Below are 14044 nucleotides of genomic sequence, written 5' to 3'. Positions count from 1 at the left end.
GCCAAAGTTTATGGAGAAATGCCATGTCTGCACGGAAAACCGCTGTTATCACAGGAGCGTCCTCGGGTATCGGCGCCGTCTACGCCGATCGTTTTGCCAAGCGCGGCTACGACCTTGTGCTTGTAGCGCGGCGCGTTGATCGCCTTGAGGATGTAGCCGACCAGATCCGGAAAGCTCACGGCGTAAACGTCGAAGCGCTTCAGGCTGACCTCGAAAAGGATAATGACATCGCCAAGGTTGAGCGCGTTCTATCAACCAATCCGACAGTCCGAATCCTGGTAAACAATGCTGGTTTGGCTCGGCTGAAACCGCTTGCACAGTCTCTCCTTCAGGACTCGCTCGCGCAGATTGCGCTCAACATGACGTCTTTGACGCGCCTCACCCATGCCGTTCTGCCGGCCTTCGTGAGGGCGAATGACGGCTTGATCATCAACATTGCTTCGGTGCTCGGGATTCACGCGCTGCCGGTCAGCGCTGTTTACAGCGGCACGAAGGGCTTTGTTATAAATTTTACGCGCGGCCTTCAAGAAGAGCTCGCCAACACCGGTGTCAGGGTTCAGTTGGTCAACCCGGCTACAACCGCAACTGAGATATGGGACAACTCCGGAATTCCTCTCTCGGCACTCAACCAGGAAGCGGTGATGACGACTGAGAACATGGTCGATGCGGCATTGTCGGGCCTAGACAACGGCGAGAAGGTTACTTGGCCGTCGGTCGCCGACGCGACTCTCTGGGATAGGTACGACGAGGCACGCTCGGCACTTTTCGCCGCGACTCAAACCGGCAAGCCAGCTCCGCGCTATAATATTGCCTGATAAGAGATAGTAGAGAGACGCGCAATCTGTTGGCCAGAGCGTCGGCGGCGCGCGTCTCGCACGGAACGAATGCAAGATTTCCATGACCGCTTATGGCGCAAAGCGGACACGATGTGAGTTGGCAGTGCCTGTGCCACTTCGGGAGCCAACATGCTTGTTGTGAGCCATTAGAAAAGCGCACCGCCATGTGGGCCGTTGTCCACATGGTGCTATTTGACTTCGGAACGCTGTCGCGAGAGAGATTTTATCTAACCGCGGCGCGAATTTCGGCGGCGACCCGTTTCGGGTCCTGGAGATGGGCGTAGTGGCCAACGCCAGAGAGCAAGGTGAAGTCGGCCTTTGCTTTCGTCGCAAACTCGGTGCCCATCTGCTTACCGATGTAGATGTCCTTCTCACCCCAAACGACTTTCACCGGGGTTGTGAGCCGTGAAATATTGGCCTCAAGATATTCCTCGTCGCGCGTGAAGTGCGAATAATAATGATAGAAAGCATCGCCAGAGGTCAGCGCGCCCTGACTCCACCCCGCCAGCATATCCTGCTTGAAAGTCGTTGAGATGAAGAACTGCGATTCAATGGGCAGTCCGCCCTTGAAGGCGTTCTCGATAACCTGGCCGCTATTCTGGTAATATTGAGTACGGATCTGGTCCGACGTCGCCGGCGCCTTCAGGTCGCGCAGGCGTTCATGCATATATTGCGGGCGGTTGAACGGGGCGAAATCCCCGACGATGATCGTACGTGCAATGCCGGGCTCTTCAAGCGCCGCGAGAAGTGCGGGCAGGGCCCCGATGTCGGTCGCATAAATGATTAGCTTCGACGATTCGATGCCCGCCTTAACGATATATTCCTTCAGTACGCGCGCGTAGTCGCTGGGCGCGTAGGAGAACTTGTCGGTCGACGGCCGTGAGGACTGACCATAGCCTGGCCAATCGAATGCATGGACTTCGTATTCATCGGTAAGGGACTCGGCAACGGCTTGCCAGGCGTGGAGCGTTTCGGGAAAGCCGTGCAGCAAAAGCACGACGCCCTTTGATCGTGGGTTACGGATCACCATCTGTCGCACTGTGATGTCCTTGTCGAGTGTGACAAAGCCGATCTCGGCTATTGGTCGAGCTACATCTTCATGTGTGGCCGCGGGAGAGATCGAAGCGCCAAGCGTGAGGGTCGCTGCGGTGATCATTGGGAGCAATTTCGACATGGTTCATTCCTTTCATGGTTTCGCGTCAAGACGCTCGATGTGTTGCCATTCGGCTTCATTCGTAAGAACCAAGAACTGCCTTGTGCACTGGGCCATGACTGCTCCGCGGTGCATGGATCACACGACCATCGGCGCGTATGTCGGCACACTGCCTGACTGGGCAAAGTAGCTCTGAAGCGCCTGATCAGTTGTGGTCCTGGCGTCGGCCAAAGTATCCGGCGCGAGTGCCGTGCCTTCGATGGCAAAGAAGACAAGGTCGCGCAGCCCAATGGTACCGAGGCTGGCTCGAAGATAAGGCGTTAGAAAATCCGGCTGATGCGCCCTTTGACCTGAATATCGTCCGCCTGACGATACGGCCACGAAGACCGGGCGGTCCCGGAGCAGCCCGACATATCCATCTGGGGTCGCCCGGAACGTGCGACGGACGCGCACGACATGATCGATCCACGCCTTCAGCGTTGAGGGTACGGTGAAGTTATGCATTGGTGTCGCAATGACCACGCAATCCGAACTCTCGAGCTCGCGAATGAGCTCATCGGATTGCGATATCGATCCGCTCGGATCCCTTTCGGCGGAGGATTCTTGTGTAGAGCCAAGAGCCGTCGCGTAACAGCTGTCGATGTGCGGCAACCCGCCGCCGCCAATCTCGCGATTGACAACCATCGCGGTTGGATCGCGTTTCAATAGGAAATCGATAATCCTGTGCGAAAGCTTGTGGCTCTCGGAGGCATGCCCGCGCGGACTGCAAATCACATGAAGGATTTTCATCTTCCGTTTCTTTCGGTGTTGGAGATATGCGGTCTGGGATGTCGCGATCATTGCAGGCCGCTCGCCCCGCATCCAAGGTCCATGAAACAATCGCGTGACTAGGCCATGATTGTCGTTCGGACTAATGCTATCGTCGAGCAAACGCATCCGCAGAGTTGGCGCCATGACCATTTTGAAGGCCGGCAAGTTCTCGCCGCTGGATCCAGCCGCGGCGGAGCCGTTCTATCGCCAAATCTACAATCGGGTCCGCAATGCAATTGCTCGCGGTTCATTGAAGCCGGGCGACCGCATTCCTTCTGCTCGGGCTCTGACCAAGGAACTTGGGTTGGCGCGCGGGACGATCGAGACCGCCTATTCGCTATTGGCCGCCGAGGGCTACATTCAGGCCAAGGGACAGGCCGGCACCATCGTTACGCCCGGGCTCAAGCTGCAAGCCCCCGTTCCGAGCCCAATCCGTCAGGTTGATACTAGCCTCGCTGCAACGAGCTTTCGCCCGGATACGATTTTGCCGTTTCAGATGGGTCTGCCGGCACTGGACATGTTTCCACGCAAGATCTGGGCTCGTCTCGGCGCACGCTGCGTACGCGCGATGCAGCCATCCGCGATGGTGCATCCCGCGATCTACGGGCTGCCGCCCCTGCGTGCCGAGATCGCAGCGTATCTCCAGGTCTCGCGCGGGATCGACTGCTCGCCCTCCCAAATATTCCTGACATCGGGATATCGCCACACCATTGAACTGATCGGGCATGCCTTGTTGAAGGCAGGCGATCGCGTCTGGGTCGAAGACCCCGGCTATCCGCCGACGCGCGAGATCCTACGTCATATGAACACGACGACGGTGCCGATCCCAGTGGATCGCGACGGCATGATGGTTTCCGATGGCATCAGGCTCGCACCGCGCGCGCGCGCAGCAGTAGTTACGCCGGCGCATCAGAGTCCTCTATGCGTGTCCTTAACACTGCCACGGCGAATGGCGTTGCTAGACTGGGCGACACGGAACAACGCGTGGATCGTTGAGGACGACTATGACGGCGAGTATCGCTATGTGAGCCGTCCTTTACCCGCATTGAAGAGCCTCGATCGGGACGGGCGCGTTCTTTATGCAGGAACCTTCAGCAAGGTGCTGTTCCCCAGCCTTAGGCTCGCCTATCTGGTCGTGCCGCCGTCACAGGTCGAACGCTTCGAAGAGATCAGCCAGGTGTTGGCTGCTGGCAATCCGGAGCTGACACAGACGATCGTCACGGCTTTTATCACCGAAGGCCATTTCGCCCGCCATATTCAGCGGATGCGCAAGCTCTATGCCGAAAGGCGTGAAGCAACAAAAGCCGGTTTGGAGGGCGTGCTGGGGAAATACGTGCGGATCGACTCATCGCCTGGCGGAATGCATCTGATCCTGCGTCTACAGGGCCAGCGCTCTGACCGTCGGCTTGTTACGCGCATGCGAAAGGATGGGCTGTATGCAGAGGCGCTGACGGACTGGATCTCCGGCGAGCAGACCGCCTCGGCGCTGCTTCTCAATTTTACGAATATTGATTCACAGCGCACCGCCGAAAACTTCGGCAAGCGTATCCTGACCTTGATGTGATCGTCATGGAGACCCGTCTCTGATACGTGTGGGACGCATCGGCCGGGCGACGATCTTGGCCCAGGCCGTAAGCCATAATATGGACCTTCTGACATAGGCCACGATAACGCACGATGGAATCCTTCAACCAACACTTGAAAGGAATTCATCATGACCGACCGTATCGACTACGCAAAAGCCTCGCCTGAGGGGTACCGGGCATTCGGAGGCGTCTATGTCTATATTCAGAAAAGCGGCCTTCCGACGGAATTGATCAATCTCGTCTATCTCAGGGTCTCGCAGATCAATGGCTGCGCCTATTGCGTCGACATGCACACCCGCGACTTACTCAAATCCAGCATTGCGATCGAGAAGCTCGTGCTGGTGCCAGTATGGCGCGACGCCTCAGCGTTGTTTACACAGCGTGAACAGGCCGCGCTTGCGTGGGCGGAAACCGTGACGCGCGTGGCTGAGACCGGCATTCCACAGTCCGACTATGAGGCTGTCGCCGCGGAGTTTAGCGACAAGGAAATCGCCGATCTCAGCTATGCGATCGGTCTGATGAATGCCTTTAACCGCTTCGGCGTCGGTTTCCGCTCTATTCCCGCCGCAGTGGCTACTGTCGCCGCAGCCTGAATCCGTGTCGCCAGCGCGCGGCCGCTATCTGCGCCGCAGCGCTGGCGATTGATCACCGAACCTTGCTTGGCCGGAGTGGCTGGCAAATCAATCAACGGAGTATCCGCCATGGCATGGGCCATTCTCGGCGTCGCCGGCGTTCTCGAAATCGCTTTCGCTATCTGCATGAAATGGTCTGACGGCTTCACACGGCTCGTACCCAGCGCGCTGACCGTCGCGACCGGTCTATCCAGCGTCATTCTGCTGTCAATGTCGCTCCGGGCATTGCCAATGGGGACGGCCTACGCGGTCTGGACGGGCATTGGCGCTGCCGGGACTGCGGTATTGGGTATCGTGCTGCTCGACGAATCCGCCTCGCCGACGCGGCTGCTGTGCATCACGCTCATTCTGGCGGGTGTGATCGGGCTCAGATGGGTAGCAAAGGCCTGAAGATTGGGTGCGGAATTCAACGACGTCGAGCTCGGGTATCGGCGACGGTGTTAATGAGCTGCCACGAAGGCTCGGCGGCTCGCAGCCTCCACGGATCGCCCAAGATATTTTCAAATGACAAGACTAGCCACAATGCACGGACGCCTTCTAAAGGTGCAGTTCTTGCGGTCGGCGGAGAGCTATAGAATCGTAGGTCCGCTTGTAGCGTCGTAAAGCGGACCTTGGATTGAGAAGGCGTCTGAACAGCAACGTTGGCTATGGCCGGTGAGGCTACTCAACGACATCATCGGCGCCGATGGCAAGCGACAACGGAAACTCGCGGCCAAGCTGGACGGCAGTCCTGAGGTTGATCACAAGCTCGACTTTGGTGACCAGTTGGACGGGAAGGTCGTGAGGCTGCTCACCTTTGAGAACGCGTCCGGCATAGACTCCTGCCCGTCGATGGGATTGAGCAAAGTCGCCTCCGTAGCTCATCAGGCCGCCCGCGATTGGGAAGTCGCGCGATTGGGTGATCGCCGGTATGCGATACTTGAGCGCGAGATGTGCGATGGGGCGACTCCTGAAGGCAAAGTATGGATCCGAGGTGAAAACGACACCGCTGATTGCGTTCTTCGCCAAAGTCGCAAAGAGAGGATCGAAATCGCTCTCTGTTTTGGCCTGAACGACATGAAGCTTGATATCGAGCGTGTCCGCGGCAGCGGTCATGTTCTGTAACTGCGAGGCTGCTGTCGGGCTGGCTGGATTCACCGCAACCGCTAGCGTACGGGCATTGCGATCCATATCATGCATCAGTTCGAGGCGTTTAGGCGACACATCTACGCTCAGGCTGGAAATGCCTGTTATGTTTCCACCAGGTCGGGAAAGACTATCAACGACGCCGATTTGCACAGGATCTCCACCCATTTCGAACACAATGGTCTTCGTCGTGGTGGCCCCTTTGGCTGCAAGGGCTGCTTGCGCGCCTCCTGCCGCGACGATCGCATCGACCGGTCGATTCACCAAGTCGGCCGCAAGTCTGGGCAGATGCTCGTACTGGCCGTTTGCCCACGCATAGTCGATCCGAACGTTTTCGCCCTCGACAAAGCCTGCCTCCTGCAACCCGGCCCGGAATGCAGCGAGTCGACTGGCGAACAACTCCGGCGTTTCGGGGCAAAGATATCCAATGGCAGGAAGAGGGGAGGCATTCGCAGGCTTCGGGCGACCCACAAGTGCCGAACATGCAAGAAGGCCCAGGACGTCTCGCCGGCGAAGGAGCCTTGTTGCGCCATCCGGTGTCTGTCGAAGATCGGGGGAAAGCGAAGCGGTGATTGTGCGGGTCATGCATCACCGTTCGGCGCGATGGAGGCGCATAATTCGTGACATTCGTCGTTCCGTCGACCAGCTTTGCTCATGGCAGGTTTGCCGCGGGGGAAGGCCACGTTGAATACCGGGACAGCGTCCCCGAATCCCTTCAGTCGTCGATTGCCTCGCGCTGAGATCGCGCGCCGGCACCCTATCGCTTCGGCCAACTCGGCATTCAGCAGGATTTCTCCATCAGCCGCCGATGCGCACAGCCGCGATGCCAGATTAACGACACTGCCGATAGCCGTGTAATCGAACCGATCCTGGTAGCCGATACGGCCGACCGTGGCCGCCCCACTCGCGAGGCCGACGCCGAACCCGATATTGAATCCACAAATCCGCCAGTCGTTCATCAGCAGCTGCACGGTGTTTTGCATCTCGATTGAGATATCGAGCGCCTTTAGCTCCGGTTCGGAAACAGCGACCGGGGCGTTGACGAGCACCATCAGTCCGTCACCCGTGAAGTTGATGAGTGTTGCCTCATGTTGCGTGATTACACGCCCAACGGCTTCGTAATAGTCCGATAGCACCTGAATAACCTGTTCAGGAGCCGCCTCGGCGGAGAACGCTGTGAACCCGCGAAGATCGCAAAAGATCACAACTACTTCGGTCCGCCGGCCATCCAGCACGCTATCGTCGCCGGATTTGTCGATGAGATCGGCAACCTGGGGCGCGAAAAAACGCTTCAATCGCTCGATTCGCTGTTGATGCTGTTGCGCCAGCGCGAGCTGCGATGACATCTGATTAAAGGCATTTGCGAGACGCTGGAATTCGTCACCGGTTCGGATGGAAATGCGATGACCGAAATCGCCGGAACCAATCCGTTTGGTGCCCTCCTCGAGAATCCTGATAGGTGAGGTCATCTTTCGGGCAAGTGCGTAGGCGAGCAGACCGGCAAATAGCGTGCCTATCACGAGGAGACTGATCGTCCTCCAGAACGCGCGATAGATCGGCGCGAAGGCCTCGGACAGCGGCTGTTGCACGACCACCGTCCAGTCTGGCCCGGCGACCTCAGCTGCCACGGCGGCGACTGCGTCGCCGCGCAGATCGACACCGGTTGCCAGACTCGGGCCCGCATTGCTGATCTTATCGCGAATGGCGCGAAAAGGCCTGGAGGTGGCTTCCTCTGCACCGCGGAGTACCAGGCTTATGTCAGGGTGGGCGATCAACCATCCTGCGCGGTCCAGGACAAACGCGTGGCCGGCATTTCCGACCTTGATCGCAGCGATGACGTTCCAGATGAGTTTGAGGTTGACCTCAGCAATGATCCCGCCGACCGCGCGGCGATTGCCGACAACAGCGATTGTCATGTACGGCTCCGAGCCCCGATTGAGGCTGATGGCGCTGAACGCGATCCTGTTGGATTGCGCCGTCCTGACTAATGGATCGTCAGAGCGATCTATCTGGCTATCGATGCGATTGAGGCCGATACGGGCGACATGTAAGCGCTCTTTGAAATTGTTGTCCAAGAGGGTCAAGCTTACAACAGCCGGTGCTTGGCGAAACAACCGTAGCGCGTCGGTCTTGCGACCCTCATCGGGTTGGCTCGTCCATGGCGTCTGGATTAGCCAACCGAGCTGATCTGCAATACCGAAGATGAAATCGTGTATCTCGGATGCGGCACTGGCGGCCTGCACGCCTAAAAGCTGGTCTAGCCGTGCGCGCTGATCCCAGTAACTGAACCGCGCCTCGACGAGCCCGCTGATGGCCACGGGCGCAGAGACCGCGACAAACAGGATCAGAAAATACTTTCTGAAAAGTCCGCTGAGTCTGTCCCGGACAATCATGCCTCCGCATCCTGTCAAATGTCGTGTAGGCCATTCTCGGCGATCACGCGCGTCGAACCCCGGTGATGCCGCGCTTTACGCGTTGCGCCTCTGCTGTCTATAAAATGCTCAGCAGCCTTCAGCGAAGATGCGCTGTGCTATCCTGGCTCGCGTAATCCGGTGAGGAGCGGCATTGGCCGCCGGGCTATAGCTCTGTGTGTTAGTCCGATCGTGTTTCATGCCGGTTGCGTCGCTTGAAAGAATGGTTTCGTCAGCGGGAACAATTGTTTCGTGCAGCCCCTTGGCACGAAACAACCGTACGTCTTCATGGGACATGCGGTCGTCTCACCAAGGTCGCCAAGCGGAATAGCCCTGACAACGTTACCGAAATCGCTGAACGCGACGGCGGAACTGGAAACAATATTTTCGATTGCGCTAGAAAGAAGCCGTTCTCAATCCAACTGTCCAAATTTGCAATGACTGCACGTAGCGCAAAGCGGAAAATCGCCTGTCGCTATCGTGAAATAAGACGATCAATCAGTTTTTCTTCGCGATCATGAAATCGAAGTCGCAGCCTTCGTCGGCTTGGGTCACCGTCTGTTGAAACAGGCGAGCGTATCCGCGGTCAGGCAGATTTGCATGAACCGTTGACCGTGCCGCGCGGCGCCTGTCGAGTTCGGCTTCATCGACCAGGAGGTTGATGGACCGCCCATCGACGTCTAGCTTGATCTGATCACCGTCGCGGACCAGCCCGAGCGGGCCGCCCACCGCGGATTCGGGCGTGATATGTAGCACGATGGTGCCAAATGCAGTGCCGCTCATGCGGGCATCTGAAATGCGCACCATGTCCTTCACACCCTGTCGGCCGAGCTTTTTTGGGATCGGCAGGTAGCCCGCTTCCGGCATGCCCGGTGCGCCTTTGGGTCCGGTGTTCAGCAGCACCAGAACGTCGTCGGCCGTTACGTCGAGATCGGGATCGTCGATCCGCAGTGCCATTTCCTCGACAGAGGTAAACACCACGGCGCGGCCGGTATGCTGCAACAGTCGCGGCGTCGCGGCCGAGCGCTTGATGATCGCGCCACCTGGTGCGAGGTTGCCGTACAGCACGGCCATGGAGCCTTCGGCCTTGATCGGATTGCTGCGCGGCCGGATGACGTCCTGACCAGGGACGATCTCAGCTTCGGCCGCGATCTCGCCGAGCGATTTGCCTGCGATCGTCGGCGCACTGCCATCGATGAGATCGCCGAGCTCAGCGAGCAATTTCGGAACGCCGCCAGCATGATGGAAATGTTCCATATAGTGCGCACCTGACGGTTTCAGATCGATCAGCACGGGCGCAATGCGGCCGATCTCGTCGAGCATGTCGAGATCGTAACCATAGGGTGTTCGGTTGGCGATGGCGGTGAGATGAATGATGCCGTTGGTGGAGCCGCCGATCGCTTGCATGACAACGGTGGCATTACGGAAAGCTGCAGGTGTCAGTAATTCCGAGGGACGTGGTCCGCCGCTTACCGCCATTTCGGCGGCACGCTTGCCGCTTGCTTCGGCGAGACGGAAACGTTCGGCGTGCGGGGCAGGGATGGTCGCGCTCATCGGCAGCGACAGGCCCAGCACTTCCGTAACGCAGGCCATCGTGCTGGCGGTGCCCATCACCATGCAGGTGCCGACGGACGGCGCGAGGCGTTCGTTGACGATTTCGATTTCCTCGGCGTCGATCTCGCCGGCGCGGTGCGCGCTCCAGAGGCGGCGACAATCGGTACAGGCGCCGAGCACCTCACCCTTGTGATGACCGACGACCATGGGGCCGACAGGGATCACCACCGTCGGCAGATTGACGGATGCCGCGGCCATGATCTGGGCCGGCAGCGTCTTGTCACAGCCGCCGATGACCACGATGGCGTCCATCGGCTGCGCGCGGATCATCTCCTCGGTGTCCATGGCCATCAGGTTGCGCAGGAACATCGAGGTGGGGTGCGCAAAACTTTCGTGGATCGAGATGGTCGGGAACACCATCGGCATCGCGCCGGCCAGCATCACGCCGCGCTTCACCGCCTCGATGATGGCAGGGACGTTACCGTGGCACGGATTGTAGTCGCTGTAGGTGTTGGTGATTCCAACGATCGGGCGCTCCAGCGCATCGTCGGAATAGCCCATCGCCTTGATGAACGCCTTGCGCAGAAATAGCGCAAATCCCGCGTCGCCATAGTTTGTCAGCCCTTTGCGAAGCCCTTTGGACATGTCGTTTCCCCTGCGGCCACCAAAGCCGATTTTCTTCGTTACATCGCTGGCGTCGTTGAAATTGTCAATAATCCTATTCGATATAGCGGATATAATCGCTAATACCGCGGAATTGGATATTTATTATTGACAATATACCTGGACCTGTTCCAGGGTCCGGCCCAATAAAAAACAGACATCCGGAGGAGATCACCATGACGGCACGGAGAATTGGACTGGCTGCGGTTGTCGCGGCGGCCACCATCGCGAGCGCTGCTCCCGCTTTTGCGCAGGCCACGCAGATCACGATGTGGAGCAACTGGCCCGACGAGCCCGCCAAGAAGGATTGGGTGACGACGCGGGTGAAGGACTTTGAGGCTGCGAACAAGCAGTGTTCGGTCAAGCTCAGCTTCATCCCGAAAGCGGATCTCTACACCCAGGCCAAATCAGCGGTGCGGACCGGGCAGGCGCCCGACATCTTCTACATGGAGCCGGATCAGCCGGAATTTCTCGCCGGAGGCTTCCTCGAACCGCTGGATAGCTATGTCGATCTGGCGCAATACGAGGACTGGTCGAAACCAGCCTGGACATCGAAGGGCAAAGTCTACGGCCTGCCGGTCGAGGCCTATACGGTCGAGCTCTACTACAATAAGGACGCGGTCAAGAAGGTCGGCGTGGATGTACCGGCGTCGTTCCAGCTAACGCAGGAGCAGTTCACCGATCTGGTGAAGAAGGGCGTTGCCGCCGGCATCACCCCGGTGTCGCAGGGCGTCGGCGATCGTCCGTTCCCGGGTGGCTTGCTTCTGTTCGAGTCGCTGCTGCGTAAGCTCGGTATCGAGGACTATGGCAAGCTGCTCAATGGTGGGCTGTCGTTCAAGGATCCGCGCGTCGTTGAAGTCATGACCTGGATGAAGGGGCTGGTCGATGCCGGTGCCTATCCGAAGAGTTTTTCCACGCTGAAGCTCGGTGAGTCCCACTTCTATTTCTACAACACGCCGGGCGCGCTGACCTTCCCGGATCCGAGCTGGTTCACGGGTCGCGCCTTTGCGCCACCGGAAGGTGGTGGCATGCCGGCCAATTTCCCGCTCGGCATCATGCAATTTCCGGCAATGGACAAGGGCGCTTGTCAGGACTGCAAGACGCTCGCCGTCGCCGGCAGCTTCGTGATGTATTCAAAGAGCAAGAACAAGGATTGCGCCGGTGCGCTGATGAAATCCATGGCCACCGTCGAGAATGGCACCAAGTGGATGGAGCAGGTCTCGCTGCAGACCGGTCTGAAATCCGACCCGGCCAAGATCAACAGCCCGCGCAAGGACTACTTTGCGGAGCTCAACGCACGCAACAAGAACGTCAAATACTTCTTCGGCACGCCTCTGCTGTATTACCGCGCCAAGTGTGCGGAGACCTACACCCAGGTCATGAACAACGCTTTTCCGGCTGGCCTTCTGAGCGTTCAGGAAGCCGCGGAGAAGATGGACAGCGCCTGCTTCAAGAGCTGAGTACTAACAATGACATCGATCAGCATTCCATCCGCTGCCGAGGAGGGGGCTCAGCACGCAGCCCCCTCGCTGGCCGATCCGCGCCGGGCGAGCTGGTGGGTGCTGGCCGTCTTTCTGGCGCCGGCTTTGGCGGTGTATATCGGACTGACCGCCTATCCGGCGTTTCGAACCTTCTATGACAGCTTCTTCACCATTGAAGGTCTCGATGCGACCTTCGTCGGCCTGGATAACTATCGCGCGCTGATGTCCGACGAGACGTTCTGGGTGTCGGTGCGGAACACATTCATCTGGTCGTTCATCGCGCCCGTGCTCGATGTTGTGACAGGCCTGCTGCTCGCACTGGCGCTATATGCGGGCGTTCCTGCCGCGCGCTTCCTGCGGGTCGCGTGGTTCACTCCGGTCCTTCTATCCTACGTCGTCGTCGCGATCCTCTGGATGTGGATATTCAACTACGACTGGGGAATCCTCAACGCCATGCTGCGCGCCGTCGGGCTTGGGGCACTGGCGTCGTCCTGGCTCGGTGATCCAAATTTAGCGCTCGGCGCACTCATCGTGACCCATGCCTGGAAATGGGCAGGCTTCAACATGGTGGTCTGTCTCGCGGCGATTCATTCGTTGCCGCGCGAGGTACTAGAAGCCTCCGAACTCGACAATTGCGGCTGGGGCGCCAAGCTGCGCTACGTCATTGTGCCGATGCTGCGGCCGACCTTGCTGAACCTTTATATTCTTGCCTTCATCGGCAAGATGAAGATCTTCGATCTGGTCTGGATCATGACCCAGGGCGGCCCGCTATGGGCGACCGAAACCGTATCCACCTACGTCTACAAGCGTGCTTTCAACTGGAACACCTTTGATCTCGGATATCCTTCCGCCATCGCGTCGGTGTGGTTCGTGGTGGTCTGCGCCGCTGTCATCATCCTCAATCGCCTTCTGGCGACCCGCGAACGTCTGGAGTACTGATCGTGGCTGCCATGCTTGCGGAACGCGCACCTTTGCCGCGTTTCTTCAGCCGCGGAGCGCTCGCTCTCGTGCTGGGCCTTTACACTATCTACACGCTGGGACCGTTCCTGTGGCTCGCCACGATGTCGGTGCGCACCACCGCCGAAATCAGCGCCGACCACTATGCGTGGCCCAAAGTGTTCCACTGGGAGCAGTTCCGGATCGCCTGGGTCGATTCCGATTTTGCGACCTATTTCTGGAATTCCACGATTGTCGTGGTGGGCGCCGTCGCCGTCGTGACGCTGCTTGGCGCCGCAGCAGCGCATGCGTTGGCGCGCTATCGTTTCCGCGGCAACCGGCTGGTCTACGGCATCCTGTTCTCGTCGATCATTTTCCCGCCGCAGATTACGTTGATCTCGCTGTATCAGATCCTGGTCGACTACAATCTTTACAACAGCCTGCTCGGGCTGACGCTGGTCTATGTGTCGCTGCAGCTGCCGCTGACAGTCTATCTGCTGGAAGGGTTCTTTGCGCGCATTCCGCAGGATCTGTTCGACGCTGCCAAGATCGATGGCTACGGCGATCTCGAAATTTTCCGGCGCATCGTGCTGCCCATCGGCATGCCGGCGATTGCGACCACGCTGATCCTGAACTTTATCCAGCTCTGGAACGAGTTTCTGTTTGCCGTCGTGCTGATCACCGATCCTGACAAGCGCACGCTGCCGGTCGGCATTCGCGCCTTCATGGGCGATCATTTCCAGGACATCGGCATGATCGCCACCGGCGTCATGATCTCCGTCATTCCGGTGATCATCGTCTACGTCTTCTTCTCCGAGAAACTCATTCGCGGCATGACTGCCGGCGCAATCAAGTAA

13 protein-coding genes are annotated in these 14044 nt (G+C 58.7%); 7 read left to right on the top strand and 6 right to left on the bottom strand.

All coding sequences use genetic code 11. From position 1 onward, the window contains the following. Nucleotides 1-23: 23 nt before the first annotated feature. Nucleotides 24-815, top strand: a complete 792-nt coding sequence (locus tag BLW80_RS25790) for an SDR family NAD(P)-dependent oxidoreductase (RefSeq protein WP_093760919.1) — start codon at nucleotides 24-26, stop codon at nucleotides 813-815. 244 nt (nucleotides 816-1059) lie between these two features. Here the strand turns inward: BLW80_RS25790 and BLW80_RS25785 are convergent, their stop codons facing one another. Both BLW80_RS25785 and BLW80_RS25780 read right to left on the bottom strand, forming a co-directional pair. Next, nucleotides 1060-2010, bottom strand: a complete 951-nt coding sequence (locus BLW80_RS25785) for an alpha/beta fold hydrolase (protein WP_093760917.1) — start codon at nucleotides 2008-2010, stop codon at nucleotides 1060-1062. 117 nt (nucleotides 2011-2127) lie between these two features. Next, on the bottom strand, nucleotides 2128-2778 hold the full coding sequence (locus BLW80_RS25780; RefSeq protein ID WP_093761189.1) for an FMN-dependent NADH-azoreductase: 651 nt from the start codon (nucleotides 2776-2778) through the stop codon (nucleotides 2128-2130). A 163-nt stretch (nucleotides 2779-2941) separates the two neighbouring features. Here BLW80_RS25780 and pdxR point away from each other — a divergent pair, with 163 nt between their 5' ends. The 3 genes from pdxR (at nucleotide 2942) to BLW80_RS25765 (ending at nucleotide 5407) form a co-directional block, all read left to right on the top strand. Next, a complete protein-coding gene (pdxR, locus tag BLW80_RS25775) occupies nucleotides 2942-4363 on the top strand; it encodes a MocR-like pyridoxine biosynthesis transcription factor PdxR (RefSeq protein ID WP_093760915.1) in 1422 nt (473 codons plus the stop codon). 150 nt (nucleotides 4364-4513) lie between these two features. Further along, complete coding sequence (locus BLW80_RS25770; RefSeq protein ID WP_093760913.1) at nucleotides 4514-4978, top strand: carboxymuconolactone decarboxylase family protein; 465 nt, start codon at nucleotides 4514-4516, stop codon at nucleotides 4976-4978. Between the two features lie 108 nt (nucleotides 4979-5086). Next, nucleotides 5087-5407: a DMT family transporter gene (locus BLW80_RS25765; protein ID WP_093760910.1), complete on the top strand. Its 321-nt coding sequence runs from the start codon at nucleotides 5087-5089 to the stop codon at nucleotides 5405-5407. A 270-nt stretch (nucleotides 5408-5677) separates the two neighbouring features. Here BLW80_RS25765 and BLW80_RS25760 read toward each other — a convergent pair whose 3' ends face one another. The 4 genes from BLW80_RS25760 to BLW80_RS25750 form a co-directional block, all read right to left on the bottom strand. Next, on the bottom strand, nucleotides 5678-6727 hold the full coding sequence (locus BLW80_RS25760) for an ABC transporter substrate-binding protein (RefSeq protein WP_093760908.1): 1050 nt from the start codon (nucleotides 6725-6727) through the stop codon (nucleotides 5678-5680). Further along, nucleotides 6724-8535 carry an adenylate/guanylate cyclase domain-containing protein gene (locus tag BLW80_RS25755; protein ID WP_093760906.1) on the bottom strand — a complete coding sequence of 604 codons (1812 nt, stop codon included), beginning with the start codon at nucleotides 8533-8535 and terminating at the stop codon, nucleotides 6724-6726. Before BLW80_RS25755 ends, BLW80_RS25760 begins: the two co-directional genes overlap by 4 nt. Nucleotides 8536-8643: 108 nt before the next feature. Next, entirely contained in the window at nucleotides 8644-8850 is a 207-nt protein-coding gene (locus BLW80_RS30090; protein WP_139285947.1) for a hypothetical protein, read from the bottom strand. Nucleotides 8851-9051: 201 nt separating this feature from the next. Continuing rightward, nucleotides 9052-10752, bottom strand: a complete 1701-nt coding sequence (locus tag BLW80_RS25750; RefSeq protein WP_093760904.1) for an IlvD/Edd family dehydratase — start codon at nucleotides 10750-10752, stop codon at nucleotides 9052-9054. A 194-nt stretch (nucleotides 10753-10946) separates the two neighbouring features. Here BLW80_RS25750 and BLW80_RS25745 point away from each other — a divergent pair, with 194 nt between their 5' ends. The 3 genes from BLW80_RS25745 to BLW80_RS25735 are packed head-to-tail and all read left to right on the top strand — an operon-like array spanning nucleotide 10947 to nucleotide 14044. Then, complete coding sequence (locus BLW80_RS25745; protein WP_093760902.1) at nucleotides 10947-12230, top strand: ABC transporter substrate-binding protein; 1284 nt, start codon at nucleotides 10947-10949, stop codon at nucleotides 12228-12230. Nucleotides 12231-12239: 9 nt separating this feature from the next. Then, nucleotides 12240-13190 carry a carbohydrate ABC transporter permease gene (locus BLW80_RS25740; RefSeq protein WP_093760900.1) on the top strand — a complete coding sequence of 317 codons (951 nt, stop codon included), beginning with the start codon at nucleotides 12240-12242 and terminating at the stop codon, nucleotides 13188-13190. Between the two features lie 11 nt (nucleotides 13191-13201). Further along, nucleotides 13202-14044: a carbohydrate ABC transporter permease gene (locus tag BLW80_RS25735; protein WP_093761187.1), complete on the top strand. Its 843-nt coding sequence runs from the start codon at nucleotides 13202-13204 to the stop codon at nucleotides 14042-14044.

This window comes from Tardiphaga sp. OK245 (assembly GCF_900108575.1).
GTDB lineage: Bacteria > Pseudomonadota > Alphaproteobacteria > Rhizobiales > Xanthobacteraceae > Tardiphaga > Tardiphaga robiniae.
Note: the sequence above shows the minus strand (reverse complement) of the source record. Positions and strands in the feature narration are given on the sequence as shown.

Bases quoted from the DNA above. Each gene is read 5' to 3' on its own strand.
- pdxR (WP_093760915.1), top strand. From the start codon at position 2,942: ATGACCATTTTGAAGGCCGGCAAGTTCTCGCCGCTGGATCCAGCCGCG.
- BLW80_RS25760 (WP_093760908.1), bottom strand. From the start codon at position 6,727: ATGACCCGCACAATCACCGCTTCGCTTTCCCCCGATCTTCGACAGACA.
- BLW80_RS25770 (WP_093760913.1), top strand. From the start codon at position 4,514: ATGACCGACCGTATCGACTACGCAAAAGCCTCGCCTGAGGGGTACCGG.
- BLW80_RS25740 (WP_093760900.1), top strand. From the start codon at position 12,240: ATGACATCGATCAGCATTCCATCCGCTGCCGAGGAGGGGGCTCAGCAC.
- BLW80_RS25780 (WP_093761189.1), bottom strand. From the start codon at position 2,778: ATGAAAATCCTTCATGTGATTTGCAGTCCGCGCGGGCATGCCTCCGAG.
- BLW80_RS25735 (WP_093761187.1), top strand. From the start codon at position 13,202: ATGCTTGCGGAACGCGCACCTTTGCCGCGTTTCTTCAGCCGCGGAGCG.
- BLW80_RS25755 (WP_093760906.1), bottom strand. From the start codon at position 8,535: ATGATTGTCCGGGACAGACTCAGCGGACTTTTCAGAAAGTATTTTCTG.
- BLW80_RS25750 (WP_093760904.1), bottom strand. From the start codon at position 10,752: ATGTCCAAAGGGCTTCGCAAAGGGCTGACAAACTATGGCGACGCGGGA.
- BLW80_RS25765 (WP_093760910.1), top strand. From the start codon at position 5,087: ATGGCATGGGCCATTCTCGGCGTCGCCGGCGTTCTCGAAATCGCTTTC.
- BLW80_RS25745 (WP_093760902.1), top strand. From the start codon at position 10,947: ATGACGGCACGGAGAATTGGACTGGCTGCGGTTGTCGCGGCGGCCACC.
- BLW80_RS25790 (WP_093760919.1), top strand. From the start codon at position 24: ATGTCTGCACGGAAAACCGCTGTTATCACAGGAGCGTCCTCGGGTATC.
- BLW80_RS30090 (WP_139285947.1), bottom strand. From the start codon at position 8,850: ATGTCCCATGAAGACGTACGGTTGTTTCGTGCCAAGGGGCTGCACGAA.
- BLW80_RS25785 (WP_093760917.1), bottom strand. From the start codon at position 2,010: ATGTCGAAATTGCTCCCAATGATCACCGCAGCGACCCTCACGCTTGGC.